The organism is Citrobacter sp. Cpo221 (genome assembly GCF_030332345.1).
GTDB lineage: Bacteria > Pseudomonadota > Gammaproteobacteria > Enterobacterales > Enterobacteriaceae > Citrobacter > Citrobacter portucalensis.
Genome location: NZ_JAOWIA010000058.1, coordinates 223,372 through 239,176 on the forward strand (window position 1 = coordinate 223,372; position 15,805 = coordinate 239,176).

Annotated in this window: 16 protein-coding genes; 5 read left to right on the top strand and 11 right to left on the bottom strand. The window is 53.9% G+C overall.

What is annotated here, in order from left to right; all coding sequences use genetic code 11:
• Positions 1 to 91: 91 nt before the first annotated feature.
• From OGY72_RS18710 to OGY72_RS18740, 7 genes are all read right to left on the bottom strand, one after another.
• Positions 92 to 1,279 carry an MFS transporter gene (locus OGY72_RS18710; protein ID WP_286548762.1) on the bottom strand — a complete coding sequence of 396 codons (1,188 nt, stop codon included), beginning with the start codon at positions 1,277 to 1,279 and terminating at the stop codon, positions 92 to 94.
• A 94-nt stretch (positions 1,280 to 1,373) separates the two neighbouring features.
• Entirely contained in the window at positions 1,374 to 1,625 is a 252-nt protein-coding gene (locus OGY72_RS18715) for a putative Se/S carrier protein (RefSeq protein WP_003830079.1), read from the bottom strand.
• Positions 1,622 to 2,389 carry a putative 2-hydroxyacyl-CoA dehydratase activator YjiL gene (gene yjiL / locus OGY72_RS18720; protein WP_003830076.1) on the bottom strand — a complete coding sequence of 256 codons (768 nt, stop codon included), beginning with the start codon at positions 2,387 to 2,389 and terminating at the stop codon, positions 1,622 to 1,624. Before yjiL ends, OGY72_RS18715 begins: the two co-directional genes overlap by 4 nt.
• Before the next feature lie 9 nt (positions 2,390 to 2,398).
• On the bottom strand, positions 2,399 to 3,550 hold the full coding sequence (locus OGY72_RS18725) for a double-cubane-cluster-containing anaerobic reductase (protein WP_286548766.1): 1,152 nt from the start codon (positions 3,548 to 3,550) through the stop codon (positions 2,399 to 2,401).
• Positions 3,551 to 3,645: 95 nt separating this feature from the next.
• Positions 3,646 to 4,110 carry a GNAT family N-acetyltransferase gene (locus tag OGY72_RS18730; protein ID WP_148362494.1) on the bottom strand — a complete coding sequence of 155 codons (465 nt, stop codon included), beginning with the start codon at positions 4,108 to 4,110 and terminating at the stop codon, positions 3,646 to 3,648.
• 13 nt (positions 4,111 to 4,123) lie between these two features.
• Positions 4,124 to 5,404: a DUF445 domain-containing protein gene (locus OGY72_RS18735; protein WP_003830070.1), complete on the bottom strand. Its 1,281-nt coding sequence runs from the start codon at positions 5,402 to 5,404 to the stop codon at positions 4,124 to 4,126.
• A 75-nt stretch (positions 5,405 to 5,479) separates the two neighbouring features.
• Positions 5,480 to 6,406, bottom strand: coding sequence for a LysR family transcriptional regulator (locus OGY72_RS18740; protein WP_286548771.1), 927 nt, complete (start codon positions 6,404 to 6,406; stop codon positions 5,480 to 5,482).
• A gap of 219 nt (positions 6,407 to 6,625) precedes the next feature.
• Between OGY72_RS18740 and OGY72_RS18745 the strand changes: the two genes are divergently transcribed.
• Positions 6,626 to 7,858 (top strand): dicarboxylate/amino acid:cation symporter, encoded by a 1,233-nt coding sequence (locus OGY72_RS18745; protein ID WP_197385311.1) that lies wholly within the window; start codon positions 6,626 to 6,628, stop codon positions 7,856 to 7,858.
• Positions 7,859 to 7,888: 30 nt separating this feature from the next.
• Positions 7,889 to 9,079, top strand: coding sequence for a cystathionine beta-lyase (gene metC, locus OGY72_RS18750; RefSeq protein ID WP_286548773.1), 1,191 nt, complete (start codon positions 7,889 to 7,891; stop codon positions 9,077 to 9,079).
• Between the two features lie 79 nt (positions 9,080 to 9,158).
• On the opposite strand, the gene mdtM is transcribed toward metC, so the two are convergent.
• From mdtM to OGY72_RS18765, 3 genes are all read right to left on the bottom strand, one after another.
• A complete protein-coding gene (gene mdtM, locus OGY72_RS18755; protein ID WP_286548775.1) occupies positions 9,159 to 10,400 on the bottom strand; it encodes a multidrug efflux MFS transporter MdtM in 1,242 nt (413 codons plus the stop codon).
• A gap of 324 nt (positions 10,401 to 10,724) precedes the next feature.
• The gene (locus OGY72_RS18760; protein ID WP_286548778.1) at positions 10,725 to 11,375 is read right to left on the bottom strand and encodes a LysE family translocator; all 651 of its coding nucleotides are present in this window, start codon (positions 11,373 to 11,375) and stop codon (positions 10,725 to 10,727) included.
• A 48-nt stretch (positions 11,376 to 11,423) separates the two neighbouring features.
• Positions 11,424 to 12,239: an AraC family transcriptional regulator gene (locus tag OGY72_RS18765; protein WP_286548780.1), complete on the bottom strand. Its 816-nt coding sequence runs from the start codon at positions 12,237 to 12,239 to the stop codon at positions 11,424 to 11,426.
• Positions 12,240 to 12,469: 230 nt separating this feature from the next.
• Between OGY72_RS18765 and OGY72_RS18770 the strand changes: the two genes are divergently transcribed.
• Complete coding sequence (locus OGY72_RS18770) at positions 12,470 to 13,384, top strand: Rpn family recombination-promoting nuclease/putative transposase (protein WP_149384490.1); 915 nt, start codon at positions 12,470 to 12,472, stop codon at positions 13,382 to 13,384.
• Positions 13,385 to 13,435: 51 nt separating this feature from the next.
• On the opposite strand, the gene OGY72_RS18775 is transcribed toward OGY72_RS18770, so the two are convergent.
• Positions 13,436 to 14,848, bottom strand: coding sequence for an aminotransferase-like domain-containing protein (locus tag OGY72_RS18775; protein ID WP_003830051.1), 1,413 nt, complete (start codon positions 14,846 to 14,848; stop codon positions 13,436 to 13,438).
• 177 nt (positions 14,849 to 15,025) lie between these two features.
• On the opposite strand from OGY72_RS18775, the gene OGY72_RS18780 reads away from it, so the two are divergent.
• Both OGY72_RS18780 and OGY72_RS18785 read left to right on the top strand, forming a co-directional pair.
• Positions 15,026 to 15,190 (top strand): DUF1127 domain-containing protein, encoded by a 165-nt coding sequence (locus OGY72_RS18780; protein ID WP_008786105.1) that lies wholly within the window; start codon positions 15,026 to 15,028, stop codon positions 15,188 to 15,190.
• A gap of 148 nt (positions 15,191 to 15,338) precedes the next feature.
• Entirely contained in the window at positions 15,339 to 15,803 is a 465-nt protein-coding gene (locus OGY72_RS18785) for a MarR family winged helix-turn-helix transcriptional regulator (protein WP_111466167.1), read from the top strand.
• Positions 15,804 to 15,805: the final 2 nt, after the last annotated feature.

The following is a 15,805-nucleotide window of genomic DNA, read 5'->3' on the forward strand; positions in this document are numbered from 1 at the left end:
TGACGGGTAATTGCCGATTATTTGCGGTTTATTAAATGCTGACATTTAATTGCGGACTAATCCGAATATATCTTCTTTAGACGTTAGCCGGTTATACCCTTTTGGGCGAGGCGAAACGCTGTTTGTATAATTGCGTGAGGCTGATAATTGCCGCAATAAACAACGCGACCGCGCCGCACACCGTGGCGTTAACGATCGCCTGTGCGCCGCTTCCCAGCAGGCTGGTTAATAGCGGACCAAGTATTTGCCCAATGCCGTAAGTCAGAGTGACCAGGCCCAGCAGATTAATATTGCGCGGTACGCTAAGTTGTCGGGCAAGCGGCATCACCAGTGAAGTGGTTCCCATAAACGTTGCGCCAAACCCCATGCTGCTTATCACCAGCAGCGGCAAGGAGCCGCTGGCGAGCGTCATGACCACGCAGGCGCTTTGAATCAGCAAATTCGCCGTCAGGCATTGCAATACACCCCAGCGTCGGGCGGCCCACAGCCAGGCGAAACACCCCGGAATTATCGATATGCCGACCAGCGACCAGAGATGGGCAGTCAACAGCGGCGAACCGGCACTTTTCGCCATCAGCGGCAGGTAGGTGGCGACAATGATGTAGCCAAATCCGGCCAGCCCGTACAGTAGCGCCAGCAGCCACCAGGACATAGGCTGATACTCTGTTTTTACCGGGGCCGCAGCGGGGAGCATGTGGTCGCGAGATGGCAGGAGTATAACCAGTAGCACGAAGAACAGAGCCGAGGCTGCCGCTGCGCCCAGCCAGAGCGTGTGCGATGAAAGCGCAAAATGCAGACCGATAATGACATATTCATTGCCCAGCAAAATGCCTGCACCAACGCCGGAGAACAACGCCGCGATCACGAAGGGGTGCCGGGTATGATGCAGAACGATCATTGAGCCAAAGATCATCATACCGGCACTGGCGACGCCCGCCAGAAAGCGGATCAGCATCACCAGCGCGGGCTGCGTAAAGCTGGCCATCGCCAGAATCAGCCCTGCGGTAGCGAGTGCGGACGTTAGCAACATCGGGCGTAAGCGTGAGGGAAGATGAAAGAGCCCGAAGGAGAAGAGCAGGCTTCCCGCCAGATACCCGGCGTAGTTGGCGCTGGCAATCCAGGAGAGTTGGTCAAACGTAAATTGACCTTCCGACAGCAGCACCGGGAGCATTGGCGTATACAGAAAGCGCCCAATTCCCATACCCAGCGTTAAGACCAGCATGCCAAAAAGCGCGACGCTGATGGCATGACGATTTGAATCTGGGCTTCCCTGGGACATACGGACTCTCATTTCGCGCTGTTAGCTGATAATTGTTATATTACATGCGTAAATGATAATGAAAAGTAAAATAAAACTAAGTCCCCTGGCTCGTTCAGGAAGGAGGAAAAGTGGCAAGGCAGCGCCAGTCTCCGTTTTCAAGACGGTAGATAGATTCGGTATGACCCGGAATTATCCACTCATCCTCCTTGCCAGCAACACAGTCGATGTAAATGCACAGCCCGCAGCCACCGCGTAGCTCGCGGGGAATATCTGCCACCCGAAAGCACATACCCGCAGCCTGTAGCGCTTTACGCGTTTTGATGACGCCGAGGGTAGTATGAAACAAGAACAGTGTTTCCTTCACTCACGTTTCCCCTGACGCTGACCAATTAACGCGGCCCCAATCGCCCCAGCAAACTGCGCGTCGGGATGCGTGTGTACGGGAATGCCAATGTGGCCTTCAAGCATACGAGCAAAGGCGTGACAGTGGCTTACTCCCCCGGTAAATAACAGTGGAGCCTGCCCTGAAAGCCGTCCGATGAAATTCGCGCTGCGTCGGGCCATCGCGTTGATCACACCTGCTAAAATGGCCTCCGGCGCGACACCCGCAGAGCGCAGGCTGATAACCTCTGACTCGGCAAAAACCGTACACATGCTGGTGATGGCATGTGGTTCGACGCCAGCGGTAATCGCATCTAGCTGCTCTACGCTGGCGCCGAGCGTGCGTGAGATGACTTCCAGAAATCGTCCGGTCCCTGCCGCACATTTGTCGTTCATCAAGAAATCGCTGAGGTTGCCATCATCATCTAACTGGATGACTTTACTGTCCTGACCGCCGATATCAATCACTGTGCGGGTGCCGGGAGCCAGCAAGCGCGCCCCCAGCCCGTGGCAGGAAATTTCAGTGACCTGTTTGTCGGCATAATCCACGAGCTGCCGTCCGTAGCCAGTGAGGGTTAAAAATGGTCTATCGTTCAGCCCCGCTTGCAGCGTTTCCCATGCCTGCGCGATCGCTTCGGCAGGGCGAAAAGGTGTTGGGCAGAGGAAGCGACGTCTGATGACGTTCCTTTCCAACAAAATACCTTTAGTCGCCGTGGAGCCGGAATCGATCCCTATTGAGTATGTCATCCCTGTTCCTCACAACATTTCAATGAACGCGGCGACACGAGTGCTAAGTTGGCCGATATCCGCGCTGGAGTAGTCGGTTTCAATAGCGATATAGGGAATGTTGTGCTGCTGGCGGGCGTGGCGTTTAATGGCCAGTGATTCAACGGCGTAAGTGTGGCAAGCCTGTAAAATGACATCGACGACGCCGTCAGCCTGGTACTCTTCAACCATTTGGCTGAGCATTTTCAGACGTTGATCGTTAGGGGAAATACATGAGCAGCCGATGGCGAGGTATTTATCGGTCAGCGCGTCGTAGACGTCGCCAGTTTCCTCCACGCACTGTTCAGTGGCTTTCGCACCGGTACAGTTTTCATAACCCACCACCCAACCGCCGTTTTCTTCAATGGCACGAACCACTTTTTCTGCCGCGCCGCCGATGGGGCAGCCGGTTATCAGTATGCGTGGACGTGACGCCAGACGTTTCCCGGCCTGCCATTCCTGATGTACCCGCTCGGCCATGCTATTAAGCTCGTCGATCAGTACTGCTTTATCAAAGCGGAAGGTTGCACCGTAGACGACTTTCAGAATGTCACTGCCGCTGAGTGCGGGTGGGTTGAGCTGACCAACGCGGTAGAAGTTTGCCAGTGCACGACGTTCCTGGTTTTTGAGAATGACGGCTTCACGTAGCGCGGCTTCGGTTATCGGGGTGCCAAAACGGGCTTCGATTACCTGCTGCAAACGCAGGATCTCGGCTTTCCACAGCGCCCGCGAAGCCGCATCACTGGCGCTGTTGGGCAGTTGCATCACATGTACCGCTTTAAATTCAGCCATGTACTCGTACATCTTCTTTTTACCATCGCAGGTCGTTTCGCCCACCACCAAGTCAGAGAAGTAGAAGTACGGACATTTATCCGTTTTACCAAACCCGTAGCTGCTTTTGATCAGTGGACACAGGTTTCGTGGCAGATCTTTTTCGGCCTCTTCAATCGTTTCATCAGAGGTTGAGCATAGCGAAACGACGACCGCGCCTGCCGCCATCGCTATCTCCTGCGGCATAAAGGTGCAATAGGTCCCAACGAGCGGGATACCCTGCTCTTTAAGATCCATTACGGTGAGAAAACCTTTCTGACGGGCGTCGGAGAATTGATTAAAAATGGCGGGTAAATCGGTGATTAGCGACATGATTTTCCTTCCCCGTAACACGGGAGACAGTAAAAAGACGTCGCATTATAACCATGCAATTTATCTGGCTTTATTGATGTACAACAATTGTGCGCTTACAGATTACGACTGTAGACCCGTGAGACTTCCCCCCACGGATGATAGCCCGGCCCGTCAAAGTAAAATCCCGCTTTCTCGTATAAGCCTTCCAGGTCAGTACACAAATGGAGCTGCATAAAGCCTAGCTGTTTAGCCTGCTGCGCAATATGTTCAATCAGGCGAAATGCCAGACCGTGACCACGATAGCGAGGATCGACATAGAGCGCGCATAGCCACGGCCACAGTTCGCCGCGACTGATAAAATCATTAGTGATCAATCCGGCGCAGCCAACAATGCTGTCGCCGTCCTGCAGCCAGTACCACTGCGGTAGCGGGTTCTTTGCGCCAATACAACGATGCAGCGCATCCTCGTAAACTTTCATGGAGTCTTCTGAGGCCCATTGTTGCTGAAAGTAAGCGGTGACCTCGTGCAGTTTTTCCGGTGTTTCGCGCAGGGAAAAAATGCGGATGTTCATCGTCATTGAATTCTTCTCCTTAAAAATTCGCCAGCGTCAGCAGGGAAGGAATTTGCGACAACAGATATAACACCAGCCCAATAGAACCGCCAACCAGCGTGCCGTTGACGCGGATAAACTGCAAATCTTTACCGATGTTCAGCTCGATTTGCTGCGACATATCGCGTGCATCCCAGCTTTTCACCGTGTCGCTGATATGGCGCGTCAGGAAGGTGGCGAACTCTGGCGCTACTTTATGCGCGGCCTGCTCCAGATGCCCATTCAGTGAGGCGCGCAGGGCGCTGTCGGCTACCAGCGTTTCGCCGAACCACTGCCCGGCGCTGGCGATGCGCTGCTTCACGCGGGAATCATCGGCGTTAATGTCGGTTTTCACCCACTGACGCAGGTCTGCCCACAGCTCGCCAAGATAACGGTTGAAGGCTTCATCTTCCTTCAGATAGCTTTTCAGGCTTTCGGCCCGCACGGCCATCTCCGGATCGTGTTTGAGCTTATCGATGAGCTTAAACGTGGCGCGATCGAAGGCATGGCGGATCTGATGCGCGCGATCGTGGCTGATGTCATCCAGCAAGGAGTTAACGGCATCAGACACCAGCTCGGCACTGTGCTCGCCCAGCCATTCGGTCGGCAGGATCTTCGCTTTCAGTGGATGTTCGGTTTCCAGCCAGTGCACGACCTGTCTGGCGATAAACGCTCGCGAGCTGTCGCGCTGAAGCAGGGCGATCAGTTGGGCGATGAGCGTGTCGAGCAGCACCTGATGGCGATTATTTTTGGTCATGCTTTCCAGCATCAGCGCACTGGTACCTGAGAGATCGACCTTGTCGATGGCCTTGTGCACCGCCCGCTTGATCAGCCGCTGAATGCGCGAGTCGTCGGTCAGTTCGAGAAAACCGCTCATAATTTGCAGCAGATGCTGGCCGATGCGCTGGGCGTTTTCCGGCTGGCTGAACCAGTTGCCGATCAACAGCGCCGGTTCATGGCGGCGGATCAGCGCGACCAGCGACTGGGTATCGAGAAATTTTTCCTGGACAAATTGCCCGAGATTTTCGCCGATCCGATCCTTATTGCGCGGGATAATCGCCGTGTGCTGCGAGATAAACGGGATCGGCACCCGGCGAAAAAGCGCCACCACGGCAAACCAGTCCGCCAGCGCGCCCACCATCGCCGCTTCGGCGATCGCTTTGATCCCCAGTACCCAAAAGTTAGGCGGCAGAAACAGCGTGATGACGAAAGTGGCAGCGGCAATCAGCAGTAATGAGAGCGCCAGTCGCTTGGCGCGTTTGAGTTCAGCAATTTTATTCATAGGCTTAAGGATAGAGCCAGACGGGGGGATCGCGCAAAAAATGTGGAGTACCTCCCATTTTCAGGTGGGCTGGGCTTACTCCGGGATCCAGTTGTCCCAGGCGGGCAAGGGGCCGAGTTCCGTCACCAGAAAATCGATAAACGATCGCACCTTCGGATTGCTGTACTTGCTGGGAAAGTACAGCGCATACAGGGCGTGAGTTTCACAGGTGATAGTGCCGTCGAGCATCAGCGGCGTTATCTCTTCTTTTTGAATATGATCGCCAATCAGATAGGTGGGCAAATACGCCACTCCCTGATCTTCTAACACTGACTTCAGCAATACCAGGCTGCTGTTGGCCTGGATCGGCATATGCAGTTTCAACTGATGCAGACGATCCTGTTCATCCGCCACTTTCAGTACCGGCGTGAGGCCTGGATAAACCAGACAATCATGATCCACCAGATCGCTTCGACGCTGGGGCATGCCTTTTTTGGCGAGGTAGCCGGGTGAGGCACAGTACGCCCAGCGAACAGGCACCAGCTTGCGCATCGCATAGTTCTGCGGCGGTGCGGTGGAGATGCGCAGGGCGATGTCGAAATCCGTTTCGTTCAGATTCACGAAGTTATCGTTGAGATCGATATACAGATTCACATCCGGAAACTGGGAGCGATATTTATCTACCAGGTTCACCAGCCGGGAATAACCAAACGCAATTGAACAGGTTATGCGTAATTCACCCTGCGGGCTGTGGTAATAACCTGAAGTGGTATTCAGCGTTTCATCGAATTCTTTCAAAAGCTTATTAGCGCGATTGAAGAGATATTGCCCGGCGTCGGTCAGGGTAATACTGCGGGTGGTGCGTTTAATTAATGTCGTGCCCAGCGTGTCTTCCATCGCGGCCAGACTTTTGCTGACCGCAGACGGCGATACGTTGAGCTGCGCCGCGGCTTCTGACAATCCTCCGCAGTCGACGATTTTAATAAAAAACTCCAGATGCTTGAGTGAAATCGGCGTACTCATAGTTTCCTTTAATTCACAAGTGATTTGCAAAAACGGTACGAATAGGCCGTTACATTCGCGTTTTAAACATGCAACTATTGAATCACAGGAAACAACTTGCTGGCAAAATGAAAAAATAACAACTTAGGTGAGTTACGTCACAAAATAAAAGGAGGCAAAACGGAAACTCATCACATTGTGAATTTAATCTCATTAATTATTATTCTAAAGGTACCGATTATGTGGTCACGACTCGAACCCTACAAATCGTCGATTATTTTATTAGTTGCTCTGGTGATTGGCGGCTTATTAGGTATTTATGCCCCATCGTTTGCAAGTAAACTCCAGCCAATAGGTCAGATATTCTTAAACCTGTTATTTATGATTATTGTGCCGCTGGTGGGGATCAGCGTTATGTCTTCGATCGCCAGTATGACCGACCTGAAAAGGCTGGGGCGCATTATGGCGATTATCTTTATTGTTTCGATCGCCATGGCCTTTATTCCAGCCGCCGGGATCGTCGCGCTGGCGCTCTGGTATAACCCGGCGCAGGGCGTCACTATCGATCTCTCACAGTCGGTACAGGCGGGCAGCGGTAAGATGGATTTTGTCAGTATGATCACCACCAGCGACTTTATCGGACTGTTTTCTAAGTCCAATATTCTGGCGCTGATCGTAATGGCGATCATCGCCGGTGTCGCAATTGGCCAGTCGGATCAGGCCGGTAAACGCATTGCGTCGCTGCTGGAAGACGCCAATACCGTGATCATGAAGATCGTGTCGATCATTATGAAGGTCGCGCCGATTGGTCTGGGCTGCTACTTCGCCGCCACCATGGCCAGTCAGGACTCTGCACTACTGTTAACCTTTGCCCGCGCCATCGGCCTGTTTATGATTGCCACGCTGGTCTACTTTGTCTTTGGCTCGATTCTCTATTCGTATATTGGCGGCGGTATTCCGGCGGTCAAAGCCTTTTGGCGTAACGCGATTGAGCCGTCTGCTACTGCGCTGGGGACCTGCTCTTCACTGGGGACGCTGCCGGTGACGCTGCGTGCCGGTAAGGCGATGGGGATTAACCCGGAAATCGTTGATGTCTCCATTCCGCTGCTGGTTAACCTCAACAAGGGCGGCGTGGCGATGATTGCCGCGCTAAAAATTGTCTTTATCTATTCCGTGCTGGGCATGGAATTCACCACCGAAACCTTCTTCCTGACGATGCTGATTGCGGTGCTCTCCGCCATTATCGTTGGTGGCGTGCCGGGCGGGGCGTTCCTCGGTGAAATCTTTATCGTCACCACGCTGGGCCTGCCGATGGAAGCAATCCCTATGCTGGTGGTGCTGGGCACCATTACCGATGCGCCGGCCACACTGATTAACGTTATCCATGATTTGAATGCGGCGCAGATTGTTGAACGGTTCGCTGGAAAAAAGCAGACCAACACTGAAATAAACTCTACTGCTGCGGTGGTATAGGTCTCACACGGATTAAGAACAGGAGATGTTATGAAAGACGCAATGAAGCTTGAAACGCACCTGGTTGTTGCTGGTCGTGACAAACGCTACACCCAGGGAGCGGTGAATCCGGTTATCCAACGCGCCTCTTCACTGGTATTTGATACCGTGAAGGACAAGAAATTTGCCACCGCCAATCGCGCTAACGGCGAGCTGTTTTACGGTCGTCGCGGAACCTACACCCACTTTGCCTTTCAGAAGGCAATGAGCGAGCTGGAAGGCGGCGTTGGCTGCGCGCTGTACCCTTGCGGCGCTGCGGCGGTGACTAACGCGATTCTGGCGTTTGTTCAGGGTGGTGATCATATTCTGATGACGGGTGCGGCCTATGAACCAACCCAGGATTTTTGCAATAAGATCCTGAGTAAATTCAACGTGGAAACAACGTATTACGATCCGCTGATTGGTGCAGGTATCGTCGATCTTCTGCGGCCGGAAACGAAGGTGGTATTCCTTGAGTCACCAAGTTCTATCACCATGGAAGTCCAGGACGTGCCGGGGATGGTGAAGGCTATCCGCGCGATGAATCCGGAGATTGTTATTATGATCGACAACACCTGGGCGGCGGGCGTGCTGTTCAAAGCGCTGGATTATGGCGTGGATATTTCCATTCAGGCGGGAACGAAGTACACCATCGGTCATTCGGACGGCATGCTGGGCACGGCGGTGTCGAACGCCCGTTGTTGGGATCGTCTGCGCGAGAACTCCTATCTGATGGGGCAAACGCTGGACGCCGATACGGCCTACAACGGCAGCCGCGGATTGCGCACCCTGGCGGTACGCCTTAAGCAGCATCAGGAGAGCAGCATCCATATTGCCCGCTGGCTGTCGGCAAGGCCGGAAGTGGCACGGGTGAATCATCCGGCATTACCGGAATGTCCGGGCCATGAGTATTTTCAGCGTGATTTTATCGGAAGCTCAGGCCTGTTCTCGTTTGTGCTGAAAAAGAGACTGACCGACGAACAGATGGCGAATTTCCTCGATAACTTCTCGCTGTTCCATATGGCCTATTCGTGGGGCGGATTTGAGTCGCTCATTCTGGCGAACCAGCCGGAAGAGCTGAACAGCATTCGTCCGGCTGGAGAGGTAGATTTCAGCGGCACGCTGGTCAGGGTGCATATTGGCCTTGAGGATATCGACGACCTGATTGTCGATCTGGAAGCGGGATTTGCACGCATTGCGTAAGGTGAGGTGAGCGTAGCCGGATGCGGCGCAAGCGCTTATCCGGCCTACATAGTTGTCGTAGGCCGGATAAGCGGGCAGGTTAGTTTTCAGTGGCTAACGTCGTTGCCTCATGCTGGCGTACCCGTTTGAGTAAACCTGCCAGCGTGAACACGACAGCGAGCCCTGCCGCAACCGCCAGCAGATGAAACGAAATCCTGCCGCCGTTAAACCATAGCCAGCGCCCAATTTCGACAGAAACCGCCATCACCGTCAGGATCACCATATTCAACGATGCGGAAACCGTACCCTTCGGTAAGTTGTTGGAAAACAGTGTAAAGCGGAACAGCGTCGGGAAGATCATCCCAATACCAAACGCATACAGGCTGGTCCCCAGCACCGACCACAGCCAGACGTGCGGCCACAGTAAATTGCCGACAATCAGCACTGCCAGCCCGCTCAGCTGTATAGGTGCGGCCCGCCAGATGAAGCGTGGTTGGGTCGGATCTTTCACGAAACGAACCACCACCATATTGGCGACGATCACTGCGCCGAACACCGGGGCCTGTGCCCAGGCAAACTCCGATGTGGTCATGCCGCCAGCATCGATCAGAATAACCGGTGAGACCGCCACCCAGCTCATCATCGGGATATAGCTTAACGACAGCGTGGCTGCGCCAAACAGGAACACCCGGTTGCGGAAAACGTCGCGGAAATCACGCACTACGCCGCGGGCACTGAACGGCACCGCGCCGCGCTGGACGGTTTCCGGCATGGCTAACATTAACCCAATCAGGGCGATAAGCCCCATGACGGCAATGATGGCAAACAGGATCTTCCAGTGTACAAAGTGCATCAGCGCGGCCCCGGAGAGCGGGCCGATAACCGGTGCAACCAACACAATGGAAGTGATTATCGCCATTAACTTAATGGCCTTCGTTTGCCCAAACGCCTCCTGCACCGTGACATAGCCAACGGTCGCGATAAAGCAGATGCTGGTGCCCTGCACAAATCGGGCTACCAGAAATTGCGTCATTGAGGTGGTGAACAGCGTGGCAGCGCAGGCGAGGGTAAAGATTAACGCCCCCGCAATCAGCACGGGTCGACGGCCAATTCGGTCGGAAAGCGGCCCCAGCAGCCATTGCAGCGCCATGCCGCCCGCCAGATAGAGGCTCACCGCGGCGGGTGCCAGGCTAACATCGGCGTTGAAATCACGTACCACATTGATGATGCCAGGCTGGATCAGGTCCGTCGACAGATAGGCGGCGAAGTCATATAAAATCAACGCGACAGGAAAAAATAGCGTTGTGGCGCGTTGGGAGAAAAACGCGAGAATCCGTTGCATAAAACAGCTCCTTGTCGGGAGAAAACCCTCAACGGGAATAGCGAAATTCAATACCGTCTTTGAGACGTCAGACCGATGACAGAAAAAAGCAGACTGCAAATGTACTGAATTTCATGTAATCAAAAACGCTGTCTGCGCGAAGCGCAAACAGAAGATACGCTCACTGACGCGGGGTCAGAAAACGTAACGATTACAGGTAACAATCAGCACATCGCACCTCAGGAAGAGTAAGTTGAACGGGTAATAACCATCCGCAGTGTAATGCGGATTGGATATTAATTAAACGAGTTTATCCGGTTTATGTGCAGAAAATCGCCCTGGAAATCAGACTACGATGCTCGGCAAAAATCGCAGCGCGATGGCACAACCGAAGATAATCAATACACCCCCAGCGATACGTTCCACCCATAATATCCCTCTGGATAACCGTCGCTGGATCTGCGGTAAACCGATGAACATCACGATCAGCAGATCCCAGCACAGCACTACGCTGGTCATCCAGATCCCGCTCATGGTTTGCTGCAGCAGCGTCACCGACGGGCCGAGCAGGGCGGTCATTAGCGCCAGATAGAACAGCGCATTTTTTGGGTTGAGCAGTGACGAACCCAATCCCAGCAGTAGCTGTTTGCCAAATCCTGGACAGGTAGACTGGGTGTCTGTTCCGGTCAGCGTTTGCGGGCGGCTGCGTACCAGCAGGCTGCCAATCCACAATAAATAAAGCGCGCCCAGCAGCTCAATAACCGTAAACAACAGGGGAAGCTGGCGCAGGATCCCCCAACCGATAATTGCCAGCAGAACATACAGCCCGTTGCCGAAAGCGATCCCCACGCACAACCCGGCGCTGCCGCGCATCCGGTATCGTGCGGCGTAACCGACCAGTGAAAAGAAGTCCGGCCCGGGGCTAAGCAATGCGACGAAATGCGCCAGCGCCAGCGCGGGAAAAGCAGAAGGAAAAAGTACAGAAAGCAGCGACATAGCGACCTCAGAGAATGAATCTGAGAGCACCGTACGCCTGACGCAGCGCTAATTATTGTCTGATATTGATCGTCCCAACGCGTACTGGCGCGGTGTGGCGGCGGTGTAGCGAACAAAGGTGCGATGGAAATGGCTCTGGTCGGCAAACCCGCTCTGGTATCCGACATCGGCAATTTCGTCTCCGGCCCGCAGCCGCTGGCGAGCATAGTCAATCCGTATGATGTTCAGATAACTTCCTGGCGTCAGCCCGGTGTCTTGCTTAAAGGTACGGATCAGCGTCTCTTTACGCATGTGACACTCATGTGCCAGCTCATCGAGTGAGGGCGGCGCGAGCAGGCTGGACTGCAACCGTTCGCGCAGATACTGGCTGGTGGCGCTTGAGTTTTCTGGTGCGACCGACTGCAACGGCAGCGAGTGAAGCAATGCTTGCGCGGCATCCGTTATTTGCGCGGTTTGGCGTTGCGGCATGAGCGTCACAAGGTGCATATAACGCTGGAATAATTGCGCATCGCGGATAACGCGAGCAGGCGTGCAAAGCCGCTGATTGGTGTTCTGTGCAGGGAGGTTAGCAAGACACCACTGGGCATCAAGATAAAGCATGTGATAGCTGCGAAACTGTCCGTTAACAGGATTACAGCTGTGAGGTGCCAGCGGCGGTATCACAATCAGGTCGCCCACCTGCAGATGGTATTCCTCGCCATCGCACTGACAGCACGTTTCCCCCTCGAGAATTGCCCCAATCGAGAGCTGAGAGTGGTGATGCCGCTTATAGGCCTGCTGGCTCTGCCAGGTGCTGCGCAGCTCCAGCCACGGCAACTGCTCATCACGCCAGAACGATTGTGGAATATCTCGGGTATGCGTCACATCGTGTCCTCCCTGAAAGTGATGGTTTGTTATAGCACAGGCCGGGAGGTGAAAAAGTGGGAATGCGCATTGAGATGGCGATTCTGCGTGACGTGTTCCAGACAAATGTAGACGTTACATAAGGGCGTTGTTATCCCGGAAATCGCCTCGCAAAGAGAGAAAGTTGCAGGTGAGGATGTGGTTTTCCGGCGCTACAGTCATGGCATCTTATTTTCAGGTGAAGGATCGCCATGAACAAAGCTTCCGCTTCAACACCGCATGATGCGGTTTTTAAAACATTTTTACGTCACCCTGAGACTGCACGGGATTTCCTACAAATACATCTTCCCGCTTCGCTGCGCGAGCTTTGCGATCTTCGGACGCTTAAACTCGAGTCAGACAGTTTTATCGAAGAGAATTTACGTGCGTACTATTCCGATGTGCTGTGGTCGGTGAAAACGACGGATGGGGATGGATATATTTATGTAGTGATTGAACACCAAAGCACACCGGATGCGCATATGGCATTCAGACTGATGCGCTATGCGGTAGCGGCCATGCAGAAACATTTAGATGCCGGGCATCAGCAGTTGCCGCTGGTGGTGCCGATGCTGTTTTATCACGGCGCTAAAAGCCCGTACCCTTATTCGCTGTGCTGGCTGGATGAGTTTGCCAACCCGAAGCTGGCTCGTCAGCTGTATGCTGCGGCGTTTCCGCTGGTGGATATTACGGTTATTCCGGATGACGAAATTGTGCAGCATCGACGTATGGCGCTGCTGGAGTTAATCCAAAAACATATCCGTCAACGCGATCTTATGGGGTTGGTCGAGCAAATTGTTTCCCTGCTACTTACCGGACTGACTAATGACACTCAGATAAAGACGCTGTTTAATTATATTTTACGAACTGGCGATGCACCTCGATTCAGTGAGTTTATTCGCGGGGTTGCCGAACGTTCACCGCAGCACAAGGAGCAATTGATGACGATCGCGGACAGATTACATGAGGCAGGACTACAAAAAGGCAGGCTGGAAGGGCTTCGAGAGGGGCGACGTGATGAGGCACTGCGTATTGCCCGCACCATGCTGGCAGATGGCATCGATATCAGCACGGTACAAAAAATCACCCGACTTTCCGCTGAAGATATTCAGGGTTTAAGACATTAGATATAGCTTAAACTGCCTAATTGCCTGCCCGGAAGCGCCGGGCAGCTCGATCTACTCTATTGCCGTTTTTACCGCCTCGCCGAGCTTCTGCATTACTTCCCGATGCTTCTCGTTTGGCGGCAACGCGCAGTTGATGCGCACACAGTTGCGATACTTCCCCGATGCGGAGAACAGCGAACCCGGCGCAACCTGGATTTTCAGGCGACAAAGCTGCTTAGCGACACAGACCATATCGACCTGGAGCGGTAGCTCGACCCACAGCATAAAGCCGCCTTTTGGTCGGGTGATGCAGATCCCGCAGGGAAAGTATTCCCGTACCCAGCAGGTGTAGATTTCCATATTGCGCTGATAAATCTGGCGCATACGCCGGATATGCCGATGATAATGACCTTCGCGCACAAAGGAAGCCGCTGCCAGTTGCGTAGCGGGAACGTTAGTTCCAATGACGGCGTACTTCATGTGCAGCAGTTTGTTGTAATAGCGACCGGGCACCACCCAACCCACACGCAGACCGGGGGCGACGGATTTGGTAAACGAACTGCAGAGTATTACCCGACCGTCGCTGTCCCAGGAGTGGATCGTGCGCGGGCGGGGATACTCTGTGGCCAGTTCGCCATACACATCGTCTTCAAAAATCACAATATCGTGCCGTTGGGCGAGGGCGAGCACCGCCCGTTTACGCGCATCCGGCATAATAAATCCGAGCGGATTGTTGCAGTTTGGAACCAGCAGCATACCTTTGATCGGCCACTGATCCAGCGCCAGCTCCAGCGCTTCAATGCTGATCCCGGTATCCGGATCGGTTGGGATCTCAATCACCTTGATCCCTAAGCCGCGCAGTAGCTGCATCGTGCCGTAGTAGGCCGGTGATTCAACGGCGACAATATCTCCGGGCTGGCAGACCGTCAGCAGCGCCAGCGACATTCCGCTCTGACTACCGCTGGTGATCACAATATCATCTGCATTAACCACCGAACCGCCGTCCAGCATCAGCCGCGCAATCTGCTGACGCAGTTCACGGCATCCGGAGATTTCATCGTAGCCCAGTATCGCGCGCAGATTATGCTGCGCCACGCGGCTGAGCTCGCGCCACAACGGCTTCAGGCTCGGTTGATCAATGTCGGGCACGCCGCTGCTAAACGGAATTATCGATTTGTCCGCGTTGCCCTTTAGCATATCCAGCACCTGATCCCACTGGGTGATTTCGACCGGACGCTGTACCGGACGCGACATCGGTGGCACGGGTGGCTGCGCTTTTTGTGGTGCGACAAAATAACCGGAACGTGGCTGGGGCGTGATCAGCTGGCGCTGTTCCAGCGTCTGATACGCCTGCTGGACGGTGCTGATGCTGACCCCATGCTCCTGGCTCAGGCTGCGAACCGAGGGCAGTTTTTCGCCATGGCGATACAGCCCCTGCTCAATGCGTTCGGCCAGCAGATTGGCCAGATGTTGGTAACGCGTCATGCTGTATCCCTCATGGGTACCATACAGATTAAAAAATCAGTACAGATTGGCGTGAAAAAAGCGATGCAGAACTCTTTTTAACCAATCTGTATGTTAAATAAAAGTACTTTGTGAGTCTGTATTGTTTTAGGCCAGATCCGTGAAGATAAAGCCTCTGGCAAGGCGGGGAGGCAAGGTATGGAATTTCACGAGAATAAAGCAAAACAGCCGTTTATTGGGTTTGTACTGATCTGGCGGGCATACAAGGCGTGGCGGCTTCGAGCGCAAACGCGGCGCGTATTGCAACAGATGAGCGATGAGCGGCTGCGGGACGTCGGGCTGCGACGCGATCAGGTGGAGTGATTTTCTTTCATCGACAGAGGCTGGGGGGTTATCGTCCCGGCCTCTTTTATATTCACGATATTTATCAATTCATGCTTCTGGATAGCCTGTTCCTTGATACTTATCCTGATAAGTATTATTTTCTTTTCAGCGATGAGGGGAAAATAAGATGACTGAAGATGAACTGTTTGCCCGCCGACCAATGGGGATGCGCATGGCAATGGTGGTGCGCCAGTGGCGGGCCATTATTGATGCTGCCATCACCGATACAGGCCTGACGCAGTCCAGCTGGACGGTACTGATGCAACTGTATCAACTGGGAGACAACGTCTCAGTCAGTGAACTGGCACAAATGCAGGGCATCGAACTGCCGCCGCTGATGCGCACCCTCTCGCAGCTGGAAAAGCAGGGCTATCTGCTGCGTTCCACATCGCCTTATGACAAACGCATCCGCCTGCTGGCGCTGACCGCGCAAGGCCGCGCAAGGCTGGACGAACTCAACCGGGTGATAGAGACATACCAACATCGCGTCACCTGCACCATCCCTGAGGCGGAACTCGCTTCCTTCAGCGCCACGCTCAATCAAATCGCCTGCAATCTGCGGACAATCCGCGAAGAAGACAATCAACACTAAAA